Source organism: Cohnella mopanensis (genome assembly GCF_022352055.1).
GTDB lineage: Bacteria > Bacillota > Bacilli > Paenibacillales > Paenibacillaceae > Cohnella > Cohnella mopanensis.
Genome location: NZ_JAKRWM010000027.1, coordinates 64,227 through 79,661 on the forward strand (window position 1 = coordinate 64,227; position 15,435 = coordinate 79,661).

The 15,435-nt window shown below is 51.3% G+C and carries 15 protein-coding genes; all 15 read left to right on the top strand.

All coding sequences use genetic code 11. The features are described 5' to 3' along the window. Positions 1–34: 34 nt before the first annotated feature. The 15 genes from nadB (at position 35) to lysS (ending at position 14,952) form a co-directional block, all read left to right on the top strand. On the top strand, positions 35–1,651 hold the full coding sequence (gene nadB / locus L3D05_RS24530) for an L-aspartate oxidase (protein WP_239619010.1): 1,617 nt from the start codon (positions 35–37) through the stop codon (positions 1,649–1,651). Beyond that, entirely contained in the window at positions 1,644–2,543 is a 900-nt protein-coding gene (gene nadC, locus L3D05_RS24535; protein WP_239619011.1) for a carboxylating nicotinate-nucleotide diphosphorylase, read from the top strand. The genes nadB and nadC overlap by 8 nt, the downstream gene beginning before the upstream one ends. Then, positions 2,540–3,304: a type III pantothenate kinase gene (locus L3D05_RS24540; protein ID WP_239619012.1), complete on the top strand. Its 765-nt coding sequence runs from the start codon at positions 2,540–2,542 to the stop codon at positions 3,302–3,304. The genes nadC and L3D05_RS24540 overlap by 4 nt, the downstream gene beginning before the upstream one ends. A gap of 57 nt (positions 3,305–3,361) precedes the next feature. After that, entirely contained in the window at positions 3,362–4,243 is an 882-nt protein-coding gene (gene hslO / locus L3D05_RS24545) for an Hsp33 family molecular chaperone HslO (RefSeq protein ID WP_239619013.1), read from the top strand. Between the two features lie 18 nt (positions 4,244–4,261). Beyond that, complete coding sequence (locus L3D05_RS24550) at positions 4,262–5,203, top strand: peptidylprolyl isomerase (protein ID WP_239619014.1); 942 nt, start codon at positions 4,262–4,264, stop codon at positions 5,201–5,203. 152 nt (positions 5,204–5,355) lie between these two features. After that, entirely contained in the window at positions 5,356–6,297 is a 942-nt protein-coding gene (gene cysK / locus L3D05_RS24555) for a cysteine synthase A (protein ID WP_239619015.1), read from the top strand. Between the two features lie 484 nt (positions 6,298–6,781). Continuing rightward, positions 6,782–8,350: an anthranilate synthase component I family protein gene (locus tag L3D05_RS24560; protein WP_239619016.1), complete on the top strand. Its 1,569-nt coding sequence runs from the start codon at positions 6,782–6,784 to the stop codon at positions 8,348–8,350. Beyond that, the gene (pabA, locus tag L3D05_RS24565) at positions 8,347–8,928 is read left to right on the top strand and encodes an aminodeoxychorismate/anthranilate synthase component II (protein ID WP_239619017.1); all 582 of its coding nucleotides are present in this window, start codon (positions 8,347–8,349) and stop codon (positions 8,926–8,928) included. Before L3D05_RS24560 ends, pabA begins: the two co-directional genes overlap by 4 nt. Next, entirely contained in the window at positions 8,925–9,809 is an 885-nt protein-coding gene (gene pabC, locus L3D05_RS24570; RefSeq protein ID WP_239619018.1) for an aminodeoxychorismate lyase, read from the top strand. Before pabA ends, pabC begins: the two co-directional genes overlap by 4 nt. After that, positions 9,806–10,675 (top strand): dihydropteroate synthase, encoded by an 870-nt coding sequence (gene folP / locus L3D05_RS24575; protein WP_239619019.1) that lies wholly within the window; start codon positions 9,806–9,808, stop codon positions 10,673–10,675. The genes pabC and folP overlap by 4 nt, the downstream gene beginning before the upstream one ends. Then, positions 10,668–11,060, top strand: a complete 393-nt coding sequence (gene folB / locus L3D05_RS24580; protein ID WP_239619020.1) for a dihydroneopterin aldolase — start codon at positions 10,668–10,670, stop codon at positions 11,058–11,060. The genes folP and folB overlap by 8 nt, the downstream gene beginning before the upstream one ends. A 7-nt stretch (positions 11,061–11,067) precedes the next feature. Further along, a complete protein-coding gene (folK, locus tag L3D05_RS24585; protein ID WP_239619021.1) occupies positions 11,068–11,574 on the top strand; it encodes a 2-amino-4-hydroxy-6-hydroxymethyldihydropteridine diphosphokinase in 507 nt (168 codons plus the stop codon). Between the two features lie 7 nt (positions 11,575–11,581). Then, complete coding sequence (gene dusB / locus L3D05_RS24590) at positions 11,582–12,610, top strand: tRNA dihydrouridine synthase DusB (RefSeq protein ID WP_239619022.1); 1,029 nt, start codon at positions 11,582–11,584, stop codon at positions 12,608–12,610. A 193-nt stretch (positions 12,611–12,803) separates the two neighbouring features. Then, a complete protein-coding gene (greA, locus tag L3D05_RS24595; protein ID WP_239619023.1) occupies positions 12,804–13,280 on the top strand; it encodes a transcription elongation factor GreA in 477 nt (158 codons plus the stop codon). A 160-nt stretch (positions 13,281–13,440) separates the two neighbouring features. After that, positions 13,441–14,952: a lysine--tRNA ligase gene (lysS, locus tag L3D05_RS24600; RefSeq protein WP_239619024.1), complete on the top strand. Its 1,512-nt coding sequence runs from the start codon at positions 13,441–13,443 to the stop codon at positions 14,950–14,952. Positions 14,953–15,435 lie beyond the last annotated feature (483 nt).

Below are 15,435 nucleotides of genomic sequence, written 5' to 3' on the forward strand. Positions count from 1 at the left end.
GCTACTCTCATGTTAGAGTGGAGACGAAATGAACATGATTCCGCGTTACGTTGTCGATTTTGACCTAGACAAGCTACCTCGAATAGAGACTGACGTTATCGTGATTGGAGCCGGCATTGCCGGATTATATACGGCGCTCAAATCGAGCGAAACGAAACGCGTGCTGATGATTACGAAGAAATCTTTGTTCGATAGCAACACCCGCTATGCGCAAGGCGGGATAGCCGCGGTTATTTCGGATGAAGATTCTCCGGATTTTCTCGCGCAAGATACGTTGATTGCCGGGGCAGGCCTTTGCGAAGCCGCGGCGGTCGACGTTCTTGTACATGAAGGGCCTCACGGGGTTCAGGAATTAATACGCTACGGCACGAACTTCGACGAAGAGGATGGCCAATATGCTCTGACCAAGGAAGGCGCCCATAGCCAGCGGCGCATTTTACATGCAAATGGGGATGCAACCGGCTACGAGATCGTTCGCGCGCTGGCGGAGAAGGTCAAGTCCGACCAGACCATCGAATTATGGGATGATCATTTCGTGCTCGACCTGCTAACGGAGAACGGCGAATGCCGCGGAGCTTTAGTTCAGAAACCTGATGGCTCCAGAGTAGCCGTATTCGGACAAGCTACGATTCTCTGTACGGGAGGAACCGGACAGCTTTATCGGTATACGACGAATCCGGAAGTCGCAACGGGCGATGGCGTCGCGATGGCTTACCGGGCAGGTGCAGATATTAGGGATATGGAATTCAACCAGTTCCATCCTACATCGCTGTGTTATCCGGGGGCTCCGAGATTTCTGATCTCCGAAGCTGTTCGGGGTGAAGGCGCTTATTTACGTAATATTCGCGGCGATCGATTTATGGAAAACTATCATCCCCAGCTGGAGCTCGCTCCAAGGGATGTCGTCGCACGCGCAATCCTAAGCGAGATGGAGTCGACAAAATCGACTTACGTCTACATTGATATCACGCATGAATCGCCGGAATTGATTCAGCATCGTTTTCCGACGATCTATGAATACTGTTTAAGATACGGTTTGGATATGACGACCGATTGGATTCCGGTTGCCCCGGCCGCCCATTATATGATGGGCGGGGTGAAGACGGATCTGCACGGGCAGACGAGCATTAAACGCTTGTTCGCTTGCGGAGAAGCTTCGTCTACGGGCGTTCATGGCGCGAATAGACTGGCGAGCAACTCGTTATCGGAGGCTATCGTTTTCGGGCAACGTATCGTGGACGTGATTAACGAGCTATCTCCGAATCAGTTAACTGCGGACAACGGTCCGGCTACGGAGAGGCAAGCCGCTCTGACAGGGGCATTAATCGAAAGACGACTGAAGCTCCAGAAGGGCATGGTACGTTATACGGGATTAAGAAGAGACCGTGAAGGATTATTGAAAGGCTTAGAGGATCTAAGAAAACAACTGCCATTATTCCAATTATGCTTATCGAAACGGGAAGAACTGGAATACGCCAATCTGCTCACTTGCGCACTGCTCGTAACGGAGGCGGCATTGAATCGCGAGGAGAGCCGCGGCGGTCATTATCGGGAAGATTATCCGCAGAAGGATGATCTGAACTGGCACGTGCATACGATATTGAATCGGGAAAAAGGGATTCGCACAGAAAGGGTCGACGGCGATGTTTGAACGAGAAAGCGACTGGCAAATCGGTGGTCCTGCGGTTGACTCGATTAAAGAGCAGCTCAAAGCATGGCTATCGGAAGATATCGGCTCAGGCGACGTGACAACGATGGCAACCGTGCCGCAAGGCCATCAATCGAGCGGTATTATTCATGCGAAACAATCGGGGATTATCGCGGGCATTCCTTTGGCTCGCCTTGTTTTCGAGGTAATCGATAAGAACTTGAAATTCAATGCGCAAGTAACGGATGGAACCCGCGTTGACCGCGGTACGGTGCTTGCGGTTGTTGAAGGCTCTACCCATAGCATCCTAACGGGGGAAAGACTAGCGCTTAATCTTCTGCAACGGTTGTCGGGCATCGCGACCAAAACCAATGAATACGTAGCCGCTGCGCAAGGGCAGAAGGTCAGAATCGCGGATACGCGCAAAACGACGCCGGGACACAGGACGATGGAGAAATACGCGGTTCGAATTGGCGGCGGAGCGAATCATCGCTTCGGCTTGTATGATGCCGTCATGATTAAGGATAACCATATTAAGGCGGCTGGCGGCATTACGGCCGCGGTTCAAGCTGCACAGTCCCGCATTCCCCACACGATGATGATCGAGGTGGAGGCGGAATCTCTCGCTCAAGCGGAAGAAGCTTTGCAAGCCGGAGCGCATATCATCATGCTCGATAACATGAATTCGAGCGATATGTCCGAAGCCGTCGCGATGATTCGCGGTAAAGCACCGAACATCGTGATCGAAGCGTCTGGCGGAATTACCCCTGAACGCGTAGCGGAAGTCGCCCGTAGCGGCGTTGATATTATTTCCGTGGGCAGTTTGACGCATTCTTTTCAAGCGCTCGATATTAGCCTTGACCTGAACGCGAAGAAAACGGGGGGGCTGTCATGATTCTAGTCGTAGATGTCGGGAATACGAATATTGTACTGGGGCTATATCAAGGCAGCTCGTTAACGCACCACTGGAGACTGAGCACTAACCGTTCCACCACCGTAGATGAATACGGCATTATGATTACCAATTTGTTTCAGCTGGCGGGCGTTCGGGCGGAACAGATCGAGGGCGTTATTTTGTCTTGCGTCGTTCCGCCGATCATGAACACTCTCGAGCAGCTATTTAAGAAATACGTAGGTAAAGAAGCATTGGTAGTCGGTCCCGGGATTAAAACCGGATTAAACATTCGATACGAGAATCCACGCGAGGTCGGCGCGGACAGGATCGTGAACGCGGTTGCCGGAATCGAACAGTACGGTACGCCTCTCGTCGTGGTCGATTTCGGAACGGCGACGACTTTCGATTATATCGATCAGTCCGGTGCCTATCTGGGCGGCTCGATCGTACCGGGAATCGGGATTTCAGCCGAGGCGCTATACCAAAGAGCGGCCAAGTTGCCTCGAATCGAATTGTCTAAGCCGAAAACCGTGATCGGGCGCAACACCGTAGCGGCAATGCAATCGGGCATTATTTTCGGATATGCCGGTCAGGTGGATGGAATCGTACGTCGGATCTGCAAGGAGTTTAACGTCCAGCCTAGAGTCATTGCGACTGGGGGATTATCGGAGTTGATCGCAGGGGAGTCGGAAACGATCGAGATCGTGGATCCTTTGCTGACGTTGGAAGGTTTGAGGATTGTGTATGAGCGGAATGGGTAAACCTATAGAGCTGTTTCATTATTACGAAAAGGGTTGTTAAGCAGGAGGTCGCGCAACATGAAAGACGAGTTAATTAGAGGTACGGCTTGGAACGGCGGCTTACGGGTATTCGCGGCAAGAACGACGGCGCTTGTGTCTGAGCTGCAACGGCGCCATGATACATATCCGACTGCAACCGCAGCGCTTGGCCGTACGGCAACGGTCTCGGCGATGATGGGCGTCATGCTCAAGGGCAGAGAAAGACTTATGGTGCAAGTCAAAGGCGATGGCCCATTAGGCCAAATCGTCATTGATGCCAACGCGGCAGGAGAAGTAAGAGGATACGTAGATCATCCGCATACCCACCTTCCGAGCAACAGCCAAGGGAAACTGGACGTAGCTGGGGTTGTCGGCCATACGGGATACCTGCATGTCACGAAGGATCTTGGCCTTAAGGAGCCTTATAAAGGCAGCGTTCCGATTATATCGGGAGAGCTTGCGGAAGACTTTACTTACTATTTCGCGGAATCCGAGCAAAGTCCCTCGGCGGTAGGTTTAGGGGTACTCGTAGAAACGGATAACACCGTGCTGCATGCCGGGGGATTCATTGTTCAAGTGCTGCCCGGCTTGCCGGAAGAGCAATTGGTTCGACTGGAGCAGGCTATCGCGGCTATGCCTCACGTCACGGCGTTACTTGATCAAGGTGAGACGCCGGAAGGCATTTTGCGTTTTCTCCTTGGGGACGAGATCACCATTCATCAGGCGATTGAGCCGGTATTTCAGTGCAATTGCTCCAGGGAAAGATTCGAGAAAGTACTGATCACCCTCGGCAAGCAAGAACTTAGAAACATGATCGATGAAGATGGCGAAGCGGAGCTTCACTGTCATTATTGCAACGAGAAATATATGTTCGAAGCGGAAGATCTGGAATCGCTGTATCGTCTTTCGGATCGGGATTAAAGGAAGGGATGATTTAGCATGAGGGAGACGATACGGCGCAAGCCGCTCGTACTGCTGGCCCTCTTGGCAACATCGGTTATAGCAACAGGCTGTAATTCGGAATCAAATCCGACGCCGATTTCTAGCGAGAGTATTTCCAAGGAAACCATCGTGAAGGGCGATATCGTCGCAACGATTGGCGACTCGAACATTACTCGTCAGCAATTACTCGACCAACTGCTATCCGTTTACGGTTCTCAGACGCTTAGAAGTATGATGCTTCAGAAGGCTGTGAACGAAGAAGCCAAAATATCGCAAATCGTAGTGACGGATGAAGAGCTGGAACAAGAATTGCGGCTTATGCAACAAGGTTACGAGGACGAAGATCAGTTCTATGAAGCAATGGACGAACAGCTCGGCATGAATCGGGAGCAAGTCCGGGAGGACGCCCGTTACCGGCTGCTGCTGGAGAAATTGTCTATACGCGATATTTCGGTAAGTCCAACGGAGATCGATTCTTATCTGGAGGAGCATCGGGAGCAACTTCAGCCTCGTAAGAAATATCAATGGGCTCAGATTGTGGTGCAGACCGCGGAGCAGGCGAATGGTTTGCTCGACCGGCTTGCGGAAGGCGAGGATTTCGCGCAATTAGCCCGACGCTACTCGATGGATGAATTCACCGCTGAAGACGGGGGCAACGTAGGATGGATCGAGGATCAAGATCCTTTCGAAGCACCGGCGGTGATGGATGCAGTCTCTGCCATGCATGTTGGGGAAACAACGGGGCCGATCCATGTTGATCAGGGTTATGTTATCGTGAGGTTGGACGGCAAGCAGGAAATGCAGACCAAGACGGAAGAGGAAATCCGGACGGAAGTCAGGCGACAATTGGCTTTGGGGAAAGCTGTCTCTACGAGGGAGCTGGAACAAGCCTTATTAATCAAGTATCGCGCCGACGTAAAAGACGATTCCCTGCGATAACCGGGCTTGATGGAATATGGAAATCGGAGAGCCAGCTATTGACAATCCTCTCCGTGTTTTGATAAGATGAAAACAAACAAAAAGCCGACTGTTTTAGTCGGATTAACGTAATGAGGCGGCTGAGCCGCATATTTTGGGAGGGAACATGTCCAATGGCTAAGATTGTACAGAATGTTACTCAGCTTATCGGCGATACGCCACTCGTTCGTTTGAACCGCATCGTACCGGAAGGCAGTGCAGAAATCTACGTAAAATTGGAATACCAGAACCCAGGTTCAAGCGTTAAAGACCGTATCGCGATCAGCATGATCGAAGAAGCGGAAAAACAAGGCTTGATTAAGCCGGGCGTGAGCACGATCGTTGAACCAACCAGCGGTAACACGGGAATCGGTTTGGCTATGGTTGCTGCTGCTAAAGGATATCGCGCGATTCTGGTTATGCCTGAAACGATGAGCTTGGAGCGTCGCAACCTGCTTCGCGCTTATGGCGCTGAACTTGTGCTTACGCCGGGTTCCGAGGGCATGAACGGTTCCGTTAAGAAGGCGGAAGAAATCGTTAAAGAAAACGCGGACTACTTCTTGCCGCAACAGTTCAAAAACCAAGCAAACGTTAAGGTTCACCGCGAAACGACGGGTCCTGAAATCGTAGAAGCGATTAACTCCTACGACGGCAAGATCGATGCGTTCGTAAGCGGAATCGGTACTGGCGGAACGATCTCCGGCGCCGGCGAAGTGTTGAAACAAAACTTCCCGAACATCAAGGTGTATGCGGTAGAGCCTGCTGCTTCCCCATTGCTGTCCGGCGGCGGTCCTGGCCCTCATAAAATTCAAGGTATCGGCGCTAACTTCATTCCTGAGATCTTGAATCGCGAAGTTTACGATGCGGTTCTGACTGTAGAGAACGAAGAAGCTTTCGAAACGGCTCGTGCCGTTGCCAAAAAAGAAGGTCTGCTTGTCGGTATTTCCTCCGGCGCGGCTATCTTCGCGGCGCTTAAAGTAGCGAAAGAACTCGGCGAAGGCAAACGCGTCGTTGCGGTTGTTCCTTCCAATGGCGAACGTTACCTGAGCACGCCGCTCTTTAACTTCGACAACTAATAGGGTTTGGAATGCAGCTCCCGTCTTTGGCGGGGGCTGTTTTTGCTATGCGAATCGATGTGATGTACTTGATTGTCCGCCCCTCCCCCCGCACCCCGACTGCATACCCCGCATAATCTAGTTGTAAAACCTGCACTTAGTTTGATTACAAAGTAGACATTTCCAGAACTAAGTGTAAAAGGTACACTTATTTTTCGCTCATACGACTTAAAAGCAACGTTTTCCAATAACTAATTGCAAGAAATACACTTAGGTGGAAGCGCACATGGGAATCGCAGAACTAACTGTAAGAAATACACTTAGGCAAGAGACGCACATGGGGAAATTGCGAAGCTTACTGCTTTAGATCTGGATCACGCCACAGTGGCAACCAGCTACCGCATTAGGTAGGCGATTAGCAACGAATAGAGACGTCGAGTAGATCATGCAGTCTGCCTTGTGGTATTCTGCTAAATAAGAGAAGCGGATCGAGGGATCAGTAAGCGTGGAAGTCATCGCATTTGAGCAATGGAAACGATGGAACGAGGAAGAGAGATATACTTTGCTTCCGTATATTCGCAAGGTCGAGCTAGAGCCGGGAATCTTATTGCCGACCTTCTGGGACAAAGCATGGGAAGAGGCGTCGGAGCACTCCTGTTTACTGGAAAGCGGCAAAGGCGGAAGATATTCTTTTGTCGGCTTGGACCCGGTATCGGTGATCGAGGGTAAGGGCGCTCGTGCGCGGGTGTTGAAGCCGATCGGATCGGAATCCGGTTGGACGGAGGTCAGGCAAGATGAGGGAGCGCCATTGGAGCTGCTTAGGGAATGGATGCGGCCGTGGGTTGGCCCAAAGCCAGTAGGTGTTCCTGATTGTATCGGCGGAGTGCTCGGGTTCTGGAGTTACGACATCGTACGTAGCTTGGAGAAGCTTCCCGTATTGGCGGAAGATGATCTAGGTTTGCCGGATTATGTGTTTCAAAGGTTCGAGGAACTCTGGATCGCGGATCACGCGGAAAATGTTGTTTATTGTGCGGTTCATGTTCGGGTTGCCGAAGCAGATGCGGATGCATTGGAGCAGCAATTCAATTTGGCATGCCAACGTTCGCTAGAGATGGAGTCGCAATGGAATAGCTGGGTGTCGGCTAGCCACTCGGCTTCCCAAGTGGAGCGTCATAACCGAATGCTTGAACGGATGGAACAGGATCAATTGCAGATCGACGTGGAAAGCCTGCCGGGCTTATCGACGTCAATGAGCAAGACGGCTTATGAGTCGGCGGTACGGCGGATTCAGCATTATATCGGGCAAGGTGACGTCTTTCAGGTCAATCTTGCGATGCGCCAGAGCAAATCGACGGGCGTAACGCCCGAAACGATCTACGAATGGCTTCGGTTGGTGAATCCTTCTCCTTATATGGGGATGCTTCGGACGCCTTCTTTTGCGCTTGTCAGCGCGTCTCCGGAACTACTCGTGAAATTAGACGAAGGCCGATTGTCCACGAGGCCGATCGCCGGAACCCGCCGTCGCGGAATGTCGGAGGAAGAAGACCGCGCGATGGAGGACGAGTTGCTCGCGAGCGAGAAGGAACGGGCAGAGCATGTGATGCTCGTAGATCTGGAGCGCAATGATCTTGGGCGAGTGGCGGAATACGGAACGGTTAAAGTGCCGGAGCTAATGACGATCGAGCGTTATTCGCACGTCATGCACCTTGTGTCGCAGGTTGAAGCTAAGCTTGCCGCAGGGAAGGATACGTTGGACGTACTAGCCGCGGTATTCCCGGGAGGAACGATTACGGGAGCGCCCAAGATTCGCACGATGGAAATCATCGAAGAGCTTGAGCCTACCCGCAGAGGGCCATATACGGGCTCTATCGGATGGATTGACTATAGCGGCAATATGGAATTTAATATAATTATTCGTACGATCGCGGTTCAGGACGGAATTTGCCACATTCAAGCGGGCGCAGGTATCGTTATCGATTCCGAGCCGGAGCGGGAATTTCACGAATCTTTGAACAAAGCCAAGGCGCTTTGGAAAGCGGTCCAGTACAGTGAAGGGCAGGGGGAATCGATATGATTCTAGTCATCGACAATTACGACTCATTCACGTATAACCTGGTACAGTATTTGGGAGAGCTAGGCGAGGAGATCCTCGTCCATCGCAATGACGAGATCGATCTTGACGGAATAGCTAAGCTGGCTCCCGATCATATTCTTATCTCCCCAGGACCTTGCACGCCGAACGAAGCGGGGATTAGCTTGGCGTTGCTGGAACGATTCAAAGGAGAGATTCCGATCTTCGGAGTATGCCTTGGGCACCAAGCGATCGGACAAGCGTTCGGCGGAGACGTTATTCGGGCGGATCAGCTCATGCATGGCAAAACATCCGAGATCACGCACGACGGGCGCACGGTTTTCGAAGGACTTCCTTCGCCGTTCACTGCGACCCGTTACCATTCTTTGATCGTCAAACGCGACACGCTACCGGACTGCCTAGAAATCAGCGCGGAGACGGAAGACGGTCTGATTATGGGCTTGAGACACAAAGAATATGTCGTAGAGGGCGTACAGTTTCATCCCGAATCGATCATGACGGATAACGGTCTGAAGATTCTGCGTAATTTCTTAAACCAGAAATCGGGCGTAAGAGCATGAAGTATTCTTACAACGGACTACTAACCGACAGCAACGAAGCCGTGATCTCCGCATTCGATCACGGTTTTTTGTACGGCATGGGCGTATTCGAAACGTTCCGGACATACGGGGGTCAGCCTTGGCTTCTGGAGGAACATGCGGAACGGCTGGCGAAGGGCTGCGAGCTGCTCGGAATCCGTTATGTTCCGGATGTGCCTCGGATGAGAGAAACGGTGGCGGGATTGCTGCAAGCGAACGGATTGACGGAGGGTTATATCCGTTGGTCGGTGTCCGCGGGAGAAGGGGCTATCGGATTGCCGAGCGACGATTACGGGCAGCCGAATGAGATCGTCTACGCGAAGGAATTGGCCGCAGACGAGCCATCTACCCGCAAAGGAAAAATTTTGCGGCTGCTGCAGCTTCCTCGGAGCACTCCGGAGGGCGATATCCGGCTGAAGTCGTTTCACTATATGAATAATATCAATGCCAAAAGGGAATTAAATAGTGCGGGAGCAAGACCAGGTACGGAGGGGCTCTTCTTGAACCGGGAAGGGCATATCGTTGAAGGAATGGTCAGCAACGTGTTCTGGATTTCGGACGGTGTGCTGTACACGCCTGCGGCGTCGACAGGTTTGCTCGAAGGAATTACGAGGGAATACGTGATTGCGTTAGCGGAGGGGATGGGCATTAAGACGGAGCAGGGCCTGTATGAGTGGGAGAAGCTTCTATATGCCGATGAAGTGTTCCTGACCAATTCCATTCAGGAGATCGTTCCGGTGACGAAAGTCGAGAATATCGGCGGGCGAGGCTTGAATCCTGGCGGGTGCAATTCTGTCGGGGCCATTACCTATAACTTAATGCATCAGTATCGGAGTGCCGCGGAAAGGAACAACAAGCGATGAAGCCGACATTTTATACCCGCGACTATACTTTTCACGATGGACTAAAGCTGCAGTTGGGGCAACGTACGCTAATTATGGGAATATTGAACGCGACGCCGGACTCCTTCTCTGACGGAGGACGGTTCAATGCGGTGGAAGCCGCTGTCGAAAGAGCTAGGCAAATGGCTGCCGAAGGAGCCGATATTATCGATATCGGCGGGGAATCGACAAGGCCGGGTTATGACCCGGTGCCGTTGGAAGAGGAATTGCGCCGGATTATCCCGGTGATCCAAGCCGTACGGGAACAGGTTCAACTACCGATCAGCGTAGATACGTACAAGGCGGAAGTGGCAAGACAAGCGTTGGAAGCGGGCGCGCATATCGTGAACGACGTCTGGGGTTTCAAGCGCGAGCCGGAAATTGCGGCTGTCTCCGCGAAATTCGGCTGTCCGGTCATTCTGACGCACAATCGGAACGATCGCGATTATTCCGATTATATTGCGGATGTATTAGAAGATTTGAAAGAAAGCGTAAGGATAGCGCAAGCTGCCGGTATCGGGGAAGATATGATCTGGCTGGATCCGGGTATCGGTTTCGCCAAGGATTACGAGGAGAATTTGGAACTGATGGGCCATCTAGACAAGGTGGTCGAGATGGGATATCCCGTTCTCTTGGGTACGTCCCGAAAAACATTTATCCAGAAAACGTTGGGCGTTACGCCGAGTGAAACGATAGAGGGTACGGGTGCTACGACTGCTCTAGGCATTGCCCAAGGCTGCCAGATCGTACGGGTTCATGACGTTCTGCAGATGAAGCGGTTAGCTGCTATGTCGGATGCTATCGTATACCGGCAAGCGGGAAAAGATGAGGGGGTTCACCATGGATAGAATGCAGCTTAAGCGAATGGTGTTTTATGGTTATCACGGGGTGTTTCCCGAGGAAAATAAATTAGGCCAGAAATATTATGTCGATCTAGACATGAGGATGGATCTTACGCGCGCGGCGCGCAGCGACGATGTGAACGATACGGTTAACTATGCCGAGATTCATTCTCTCGTTAAAGGGATCGTAGAAGGTAAGCCGGTCAAGCTCATCGAGGCGTTAACCGAAAACATTGCTTCTGCCCTACTCGGTACGTATACTAGTATCATTAAAGCTACGGTGTCGGTGACGAAGCCGAATCCGCCTTTCGATATTACCTTTGACGGAGTAACCGTTGAGCTGCGAAGACAAAGGGATCCGAACGGGAACATCGTACCAGTAGAGGATTGAGAACGACGTGTTAGAAGCATATGTGGCGCTAGGCGCTAATCTGGGCGATCGAGAATCGTCGCTAACGGAAGCGTTAAATAGGCTCCAAGCCGATACCGAGCTTGAAGTCCTTCGCATTTCGGCAGCGTACGAGACCGCCCCTGTCGGATTTACGGATCAGCCTTCTTTTCTGAATATGGCGGTGAGCCTGACTACGGAGCTTGATCCGATTACCCTGCTTCGTCGCTTGTTGGCGATTGAACAGGAAATGGGTCGCGTGAGAGACGTGCGATGGGGACCGCGCAATATAGATTTGGATTTATTGCTTTATGGAGAAACGACGATGGACACGCCGGAATTAACGCTCCCGCATCCCAGAATGGGACAGCGGGCATTTGTATTAGTTCCGCTAAGGGACATCTGGCCGAAGGAAATCCTTTTCCCATGGGAAGCGGAGCTATCGGCATTCTCTCTTCAAGAAGAAGGCATTGCTCGATACGCCGAATGGGATGGCCATGGGCTACGAAAGGAGTAACAACAATATGCTTAAGATCGGTAACGTTCCGATGAACAATAACGTCGTGCTGGCTCCGATGGCGGGCGTCTGCAATCCGGCTTTCCGGCTTATCGCCAAGGAGTTCGGGTGCGGGCTTGTCTGCGCGGAGATGGTGAGCGACAAAGCGATCCTTCACGGCAATCAGCGGACGCTGGAAATGCTATTCGTGGACGAGCGCGAGAAACCGCTAAGCTTGCAAATTTTCGGAGGCGACAAGGAGTCTCTTGTCGAAGCCGTCAAATTCGTCGACCAGAACACCAATGCGGATATTATCGATATCAACATGGGTTGCCCGGTACCGAAAGTAACGAAGTGCGATGCGGGAGCAAGATGGCTTCTGGATCCGAAGAAAATCTATGAAATGGTGTCTTATGCAGCGGATGCCGCCAAAAAACCGGTAACGGTGAAGATGCGCATTGGGTGGGATGACGCGCACATCTATGCGGTGGAAAATGCGCAGGCTGTGGAACGCGCGGGCGGAGCGGCGGTCAGCGTGCATGGCCGTACTCGGGAGCAGCTCTATACGGGCAAGGCAAACTGGGATATTTTACGGGACGTGAAGCAGGCTGTGAATATTCCGGTTATCGGTAACGGCGACGTATTCTCCCCTGAGGACGCGAAGCGCCTTCTCGAGCATACGAACTGCGACGGAGTCATGATCGGCCGGGGCGCCCTTGGAAATCCGTGGATGCTATATCGGACTGTTCATTACTTGACGACAGGCGAGCTTCTGCCCGATCCTTCTCCGGCGGAGAAAATCCGGATAGCCGTATTACACTTGGATCGCTTGTCCGATCTCAAGGGCGAGAATGTGGCCGTAAGGGAGATGCGCAAGCACTTAGCTTGGTATTTAAAAGGGCTGCCCGATTCCGCGATGGTCAAAAATTCGATCATGGATCTGACAAGCCGCTCCGAAGTCGTTTCTATACTGGATAACTATGTGAGAACGGTCGATGAATTGTTGCAACGCGATGCCGCTGAAGCTTCTGAACAGGGCGAAATCCTCGTACACTGAGAGGAAGCGGTTTCATAAAGTGCTTTCCGCGAATTGACATTTTTCAGGGGTTGAAATATAATCAGAACCAATATTCGCCCAAGCATCAGGAAAATCGTAGGCTTGCATCCATTAAGATGTCATGTCAGCGGTGACCGACCATATATTGGATTAGCAACCCTGAAAATCTTTCCCATGACAGGAGATCGGTGAGATGAGCGATAAGGAAGTGCTTCTAACCCAGGATGGGCTTAAGAGGCTTGAAGATGAACTCGAAAATCTTAAATCCGTAAAACGCCGCGAAGTGGCAGAACGCATTAAGGTCGCTATCGGCTACGGAGATATTAGCGAGAACTCGGAATACGAGGATGCTAAGAACGAGCAGGCCTTCATCGAAGGCAAGATCATTACCCTTGAGAAAATGCTTCGTAACGCACGAATTATCAATAGCGACGAAATCGATCTGGAAACGGTAAGTATCGGTTCGACGGTAGTCGTTGAGGATCTCGAATTCGGAGATACGATGGAATACACGATTGTAGGTACGGCAGAATCAGACCCGCTGAACAACAAGATCTCCAACGAAAGCCCGGTCGGTAAAGCGATTATTGGCAAGAAAAAGGGTACGACGGTTGAAGTGAGCGTTCCTGCGGGCATCATTCAATACAAAATTGTCGATATCAAAATGTAATTTTGCGACTATAGTGTGAATGGATTATCGCCGTCATCTGGACGGAGAAGCCGATTGACTGGATTAAAAAGCTTCCTTAGGAAGCTTTTTTGCCTGTTATTCGTAGTTATTGTTTGGTAGATAACGTCAATACAGATAAGAAACGAAGGAGAACGAAACCATGGAACATACTGAACAATCGGAGTCGATCGAATTAGGCGAATTACTGCAAATCAGACGGAACAAATTGGACGAGCTTCGGGCGCTTGGCGTCGATCCGTTCGGCACGAAGTTCGATCGCACGCATCAAGCGGGCGACATCTTAGCGCAATATTCGGATCTGACGAAGGAAGAGCTGGAGGAGCGGGCGATCGAAGTTAGCCTTGCCGGCCGTATTATGACGAAGCGCGGAATGGGCAAAGCTTCTTTCGCCAATCTGCAGGATCTGAGCGGCAGAATCCAGATCTACGTTCGGGAAGACTCGGTTCCAAGCCATAAGTTCCAAGCCTTCGACCTGCTCGATATCGGCGATATGATCGGCGTTAAGGGCGTCGTGTTCAAGACGAAAACGGGCGAGACTTCCGTTAAGGTCAAGGATCTTGAAGTGTTGACTAAGTCGTTGCTTCCGTTGCCGGATAAGTTCCATGGTCTGAAAGACGTTGAAACGCGTTATCGCCAGCGTTACGTGGATCTCATCGTGAACCCTGACGTACAGAAAACGTTCATTTCCCGTTCCCGCATTATCCAATCGATGCGCCGCTATCTGGACGATCGCGGATATTTGGAAGTGGAAACGCCAACGTTGCATTCCATTGCAGGCGGAGCGGCAGCGCGTCCGTTCATTACTCATCACAATGCGTTGGACATGCAGCTCTATATGCGCATTGCGATCGAGCTTCATCTGAAAAGATTGATCGTAGGCGGTTTGGAGAAAGTGTACGAGATCGGCCGCGTCTACCGGAATGAAGGGATTTCGACGCGCCATAACCCTGAATTTACAATGATTGAGTTGTACGAGGCCTATGCCGATTACGAGGATATCATGCGGTTAACCGAGAACTTAATTGCTCATATCGCGCAAGAGGTTCATGGAACGACTAAGATCACTTACCAGGGCCAAGAGGTAGATTTGACTCCGGCTTGGCGCCGGGTTTCGATGACTCAGTTGATCAAAGAAACGGTTGGCGTAGACTTCGAGGTACAGATGACGGACGAGGAAGCTCATGCAATCGCGAAGGAGCACAAAGTTCCGGTCGAGAAGCATATGTCATTCGGACATATCGTGAACGCGTTCTTCGAGCAATTCTGCGAACACACCTTGATTCAACCTACCTTCGTAACGGGGCACCCCGTGGCGATCTCTCCATTGGCGAAGAAAAAAGAATCCGATCCGCGTTTTACAGATCGTTTCGAGTTATTCATCGTGGCGCGCGAACACGCGAATGCGTTCACGGAGCTCAATGATCCGATCGACCAACGCGAGCGGTTCGAAGCGCAACTGACGGAGAAGGAAGCAGGCAACGACGAGGCGCATGAGATGGATGATGATTTCATCCGTGCATTGGAATACGGTATGCCGCCAACGGGCGGACTCGGTATCGGCGTAGACCGTCTGGTTATGCTGCTTACCGATGCGCCATCGATTCGCGATGTTCTTCTGTTCCCGCACATGCGTGATCGTTCGGAAGGGTAAGGAAATAACTAGGGCGGACCTTGTGCTGATGCACGGGTCCGTCTTTTTTTGCTCTGACTAGTTGTTTACTCTATTTGAACTCCCAACAGCCACAAGACTGCTACACGGTATGATAGCGGAAGGCATAGCGGTAATGAATGCCGCTATTTCATCGAATCCGTTCTTATGAAATATATATAACGGCAATGAATGCCGCTATGCTCTGGAATACAGCCGCGTATCGATGGTGTAAGTAGATATAACGGCAATCCCTGCCGCTGTCTAACTTATTGAGTTATCAGGTTCGTAAATAACGGCACCCAACGCCGCTAAGCTGTATCGACCGTTGTAAGTCGCATATTGCTGTATTAAATTTCCATGTAAAAAAGGGGTTGCATTCCTGTTGTAGGCTGTGATATATTAATTGAGCCGCTTCGAGAGGGCACACGAAAATGAAACACAAATTGTTCTTTGAAAACTGAACATCGAGCGTAAGAAACAAAC

Bases quoted from the DNA above. Each gene is read 5' to 3' on its own strand.
- nadB (WP_239619010.1), top strand. From the start codon at position 35: ATGATTCCGCGTTACGTTGTCGATTTTGACCTAGACAAGCTACCTCGA.
- nadC (WP_239619011.1), top strand. From the start codon at position 1,644: ATGTTTGAACGAGAAAGCGACTGGCAAATCGGTGGTCCTGCGGTTGAC.
- L3D05_RS24540 (WP_239619012.1), top strand. From the start codon at position 2,540: ATGATTCTAGTCGTAGATGTCGGGAATACGAATATTGTACTGGGGCTA.
- hslO (WP_239619013.1), top strand. From the start codon at position 3,362: ATGAAAGACGAGTTAATTAGAGGTACGGCTTGGAACGGCGGCTTACGG.
- L3D05_RS24550 (WP_239619014.1), top strand. From the start codon at position 4,262: ATGAGGGAGACGATACGGCGCAAGCCGCTCGTACTGCTGGCCCTCTTG.
- cysK (WP_239619015.1), top strand. From the start codon at position 5,356: ATGGCTAAGATTGTACAGAATGTTACTCAGCTTATCGGCGATACGCCA.
- pabA (WP_239619017.1), top strand. From the start codon at position 8,347: ATGATTCTAGTCATCGACAATTACGACTCATTCACGTATAACCTGGTA.
- pabC (WP_239619018.1), top strand. From the start codon at position 8,925: ATGAAGTATTCTTACAACGGACTACTAACCGACAGCAACGAAGCCGTG.
- folP (WP_239619019.1), top strand. From the start codon at position 9,806: ATGAAGCCGACATTTTATACCCGCGACTATACTTTTCACGATGGACTA.
- folB (WP_239619020.1), top strand. From the start codon at position 10,668: ATGGATAGAATGCAGCTTAAGCGAATGGTGTTTTATGGTTATCACGGG.
- dusB (WP_239619022.1), top strand. From the start codon at position 11,582: ATGCTTAAGATCGGTAACGTTCCGATGAACAATAACGTCGTGCTGGCT.
- greA (WP_239619023.1), top strand. From the start codon at position 12,804: ATGAGCGATAAGGAAGTGCTTCTAACCCAGGATGGGCTTAAGAGGCTT.
- lysS (WP_239619024.1), top strand. From the start codon at position 13,441: ATGGAACATACTGAACAATCGGAGTCGATCGAATTAGGCGAATTACTG.